Annotated in this window: 5 protein-coding genes; all 5 read left to right on the forward strand. The window is 52.5% G+C overall.

What is annotated here, in order from left to right:
• Positions 1-213 precede the first annotated feature (213 nt).
• Positions 214-1,854, forward strand: coding sequence for an ATP-binding protein (locus tag GFC01_RS17470; RefSeq protein ID WP_341474082.1), 1,641 nt, complete (start codon positions 214-216; stop codon positions 1,852-1,854).
• A gap of 2 nt (positions 1,855-1,856) precedes the next feature.
• Positions 1,857-3,212: a sigma-54-dependent transcriptional regulator gene (locus tag GFC01_RS17475; RefSeq protein WP_152948428.1), complete on the forward strand. Its 1,356-nt coding sequence runs from the start codon at positions 1,857-1,859 to the stop codon at positions 3,210-3,212.
• Positions 3,213-3,368: 156 nt separating this feature from the next.
• Positions 3,369-4,001 carry a GNAT family N-acetyltransferase gene (locus GFC01_RS17480; RefSeq protein WP_152948429.1) on the forward strand — a complete coding sequence of 211 codons (633 nt, stop codon included), beginning with the start codon at positions 3,369-3,371 and terminating at the stop codon, positions 3,999-4,001.
• Positions 4,002-4,172: 171 nt separating this feature from the next.
• Positions 4,173-4,370, forward strand: coding sequence for a ferritin-like domain-containing protein (locus GFC01_RS17485; protein ID WP_152948430.1), 198 nt, complete (start codon positions 4,173-4,175; stop codon positions 4,368-4,370).
• Between the two features lie 27 nt (positions 4,371-4,397).
• Positions 4,398-4,612, forward strand: a 215-nt coding sequence (locus tag GFC01_RS17490; RefSeq protein WP_152948431.1) for a spore coat protein, incomplete at its 3' end; no start/stop codon positions are given.

The raw sequence follows: 4,612 nt of genomic DNA on the forward strand, positions 1-4,612 counted from the left end.
CCCCCCCGACCATCCCCCCATTTAACAATTAACAATAAACCGCACCTGTGTTATAATAAGACCGGTGGCTTGTGAAAAAAGTTATTATTCTGTTACGCATTTTTCATGCCAGTAAGTGCGGCCTTTAGATACAAGGTTTTATGGGGGAAAGGACTGTCCCCATGCTGTCTGAAAACAAACAGTCACCCCTTAAATCAATGGTCAAAAGGGGTTGTGAAGGTTATTACAAGCCGGGGAGTGGTGTCTATTATCAGACAGTGGCTGTCTGTTTTGCATCACTTCCCGGGGAGAAGGGAGAAAACCATGGCCGGCATTGCCTTCGCCAACAAAGTCCGTTCCTGGCGCAGCCTGCGTTTTCAGATTATTGTTATCACCACGGTGCTGCTATTGATCCCGCTTCTGCTGGTGGTTTATGACTTTTATTTCGCCACCAGAAGCGAGGAAGCCATGCTTTCGGCCCTGGAAGAACGCCTGGGCTCGCTGCTCCATAACCAGGTCGTACCCGAACTGAATCAAACACTGGAAAAAAGGCTACAGGGGAAAAGCCTCCTCTCCCTGGAGCCCGAAACCAGGGCCGTCCTTTTACAGTCATGTTTCGACGAAACGGTCAAGCCGCTGGTACCCAATTTCCCCGGTGTCCGTTTCGGTCTGTACCTTCCGGACAATAAACAGATTTACGTTCACGGTTTTTTGCATCAATACCGGAATCTCTCTCCCGAAGAGAGCAGGGAAAGGGAAAAACGCATCTTAAACGAAGCGGACCCCGGTCTGGTGGCCGTAGCCGCCAGCGGTCGCCCTCTGGCCCGGCTGACCACCAGTTTGAACGACGAAACTTTTGAATACTTGACGCCCGTCCTGGTAGAAGGTAAAGTGGTAGCCATAGCCTGGGTGGATGAACGGCTGCACCCCATTTTTGCTCAAAGCCGTTTTTTTCGCCTGGCCTTCCGGTATATCGCCCTGTTTGTCTTCTTTGCCTGTGCGGCCGGGGCCCTTTTTCTGGTGCATACGCTGGCCAAAACCGTCAACCGCATTAAGGAAGGCTTAAATCTCATGGAAAAAGATATAAACCGGCATTTACCCGATTTGCCGGGCGAAGGGGGCCAGATTGCCCGGGCCATCAACCGCATGGCCGCGGCCATTGCCGAAAAGGAAAAACTGGAAGAACAGCTGCACCGCTCGGAACGCCTGGCCGCCCTGGGGCGTCTGGTCACCGGTGTGGCCCATGAGCTGCGTAATCCCATTGCCGTGATTAAAACCACCGTTCAGGTGATGGAAACCGATATGAAAAACTGCACCTCCCTGGTCCAGTATACCAGAATAATACAGGAACAAATTGACCGGCAGAACAGGATCATCCAGGAGTTGCTGGATTTCGGCCGGCCCACCAAGCAATTTGTCCACCCCGTCTCGGTAAATACACTGGTGGAAAAGGTGCTTACCTTTACCGCCCCCATGTTAAAGCAACATAATATCAAACTGGTTGTTGATAAAGACCCCGCCCTGCCCCCGACGGAGCTGGACGGTGAACGGATAAAACAGGTTTTTGTCAACCTGATCTTAAACGCCGTTCAGGCCATGCCCCAGGGGGGAACCCTGACCATCCGCACCCGGACCGCCGGCAGTTTTGTGGAAGTTATTTTTAGTGACACGGGCAGAGGTATTCCTCCTGCTGAAGTTCATCATATCTTCGATCCATTTTATACCACCCGGGAGAATGGAACCGGCCTGGGTCTGTCCATCAGCCATCAGATTGTGGCCAATCACGACGGGCAAATTGATGTAACCTCAAGCGACCAGGGAACCGCCTTTACCGTCCGCTTACCGGTTCAGAAAACTACAGGAGGGCAAGCCTGAAAATGGTACCCCGCATTTTAATTATCGATGATGAGGAACACCTGTGCTGGGCTTTGGAAAGGGCATTGCAACAGGAAGGCTATCACGTGCATACCGCCACCTCGGGCGTCAAAGGACTGGAACTGATCCGGGAAAAACAACCCAACCTGGTCATCCTGGATCTGAAAATGCCCGAGATGGACGGCCTGGAAGTATTGAAAAAGGCCCGGGAAATACAGCCCAGGATGCCGGTGATTATGCTCACGGCCCATGGAACCATTGAAACGGCCATCGAGGCCATGAAGATGGGGGCCGCCGATTACCTGACCAAACCCTTTGATCTGGATGAACTGAAATTAGTAATCAAACAAAACCTGCGGGTCAGCCAGCTGACCACCGAAGTCAATTTCCTGCGCTCCGAACTGACCAGAAAATATACCAATATGCTGGTCGGTAACAGTCCGGCCATCCGGGAAGTGGTAAGTTTGATTGAACGGGTGGCGGCCAGTAATGCCACCGTTTTAATCACCGGTGAAAGTGGAACGGGGAAGGAAGTGACCGCCGTATCCATCCACCAGAACAGCCCCCGCCGGGAAGGACCTTTTGTGGCCATTAACTGTGCCGCCCTGCCGGAACAACTGCTGGAAAGCGAGCTTTTCGGCCATGAAAAGGGAGCCTTTACCGGAGCCACCTCCCGCAAACTGGGCCGCTTCGAACTGGCGGACCGGGGCACCATTTTTCTGGACGAAATCGCCGAAATGCCCCTGCCCATGCAGGCCAAACTCCTGAGGGTGCTGCAGGAAATGTCTTTCGAACGAATCGGCGGCACCGAGACCATCCGGGTAGACGTGCGGGTTATTGCCGCCACCAACCGGGATCTGGCCCGGGCCATTGAAAAGGGACAATTCCGGGAAGATCTCTATTATCGCTTGAATGTTTTCCAAATTCACATGCCGCCCCTGCGGGAAAGAAAGGAGGATATCCCCCTGCTGGCCGAACATTTCCTGCAACAATTCCGCCCCACATATATGGTCAATAAAATTTCTCCGGGGGCCATGGAACTGCTGTCCAAATACCACTGGCCCGGCAATATCCGGGAATTGAAAAATGTGATTGAACGGGCGGCCATTATTTGCCAGGGGGAGGAGATTCTGCCGGATCACCTGCCCAAAGAGTTGCTCACCCCGGCCAGGGAAGGCAGCGACCTGGTGGTGCGCTTTCCGGATCAGGGCATCTCCCTGGAACAGCTGGAAAAGGAGCTGATTGTCAAAGCCCTGGAAAAAAGCGGCGGCAACCAAACCCGGGCTGCGCAATTGCTGGGTATCACCCGTTCCGCCCTTCTGTACCGGGCACAGAAATACGGCATCAATACCAGCTGAAGGCCATCTTCCCGCAACCCGGCAACCTTTCTTAATTTCAAAGAAAAAGTTTTTACTTCCAGCAGGATTTTTCTATACTTTATCAGAATATTTTTGTAAATGTGGGGTTTTAACCAACCTCACCGACACCAATCCAGAGAAAGCCCGGTGGTAAAAATGATAACCGCAAAGGAATCCCTGAAACATTACAGGCAGGTGCTTACATCCGGTGGGCCGGTATACCTGGAGGGGCCCGTAACCGCCGGTGAATTGGAGCACCTGTCCATAAATGAAGAATTAAAAAATTTCCGCAGTCCCCGCCGGCAAAAGGAAGCCCTGATCATTGCCGCCCGCTCTCCCGAGGGATTGGTATATATTGCCCGGCATCAGCAAGAAATTGTGGGCTACGTTATGTTTCACGCTCCCAGTCCCTACACCCGCTGGAGCAAGCATCCCCGCCTGCTGGAACTGGGGGCCATTGAAGTAAGCCGCCGGTGGCAACGCCAGGGTATAGCCAGAGCTTTACTCCAGGTGGCCTTTTCCAACCGCACCCTGGAAGAATACGTGATAATTACCACGGAGTTTTACTGGCACTGGGATCTCAAAGGAAGCGGGCTGGATGTATGGAGTTATCAGCGGATGCTCAACCGTCTCTTTGGCACTGTCGGTTTTAAAAAGCGCCGCACCGATGATCCGGAAATACTGGAACACCCGGCCAACATGCTCATGGTCCGGTTCGGGAAAAATTTGAGCAGTACCTACATCAAAGCCTTTGAAGAACTGACCTACCAGAATACCCTCACTGAATAAGGGCCGGCGAAAGACTGTGTCAGGGGACGGTTCTTTGACACACGACTGTGTCAGGGGACGGTTCTTTGACACATTTCTGATACATGTATGAACCTACCCGGAAATAAAATCGACCTATGGAATGAATCGCCCCTTTCCGGGGGTATACTAACCCTGGAAAGGGGTGATTTTATGCTCAGCCAGAAGGACCTGTTATCCATACAGGCGGCGGTTACCGCCGAAAGGCTGCTCTATGATAAATTCGGCACTTACGCAGCCCAGGCCACCGATCCGGAATTACAACAGCTATTCAGCGCGGTACAACAGGATGAACAGAGGCACCTGAACATGCTGGTGGATTTTTTGCACAGTGCCGGCAATGTACAATAAACCGTCAACCTGCGAGGAGGGCAAAAAATGCCGCAACAACTGGACGACCGTATGATGTTGTTGGACGCCATGGTCAGCGACAAGCATGAAGCCAGCGATTACACCATTCGCTCCGTTGAAACCGGAAACCCTCAGCTGCTGCAACTTTTCCAGAGTATTTATCAGGACGAACAGCGTCATGTGCACATGTTCATGGAAGCCATGACCAAAAGAGGATGGCAGGTTCCCCTCCCAGCCCATCC

The sequence above is a fragment of the Desulfofundulus thermobenzoicus genome (genome assembly GCF_009428905.1).
GTDB classification, from domain to species: domain Bacteria; phylum Bacillota; class Desulfotomaculia; order Desulfotomaculales; family Desulfovirgulaceae; genus Desulfofundulus_A; species Desulfofundulus_A thermobenzoicus.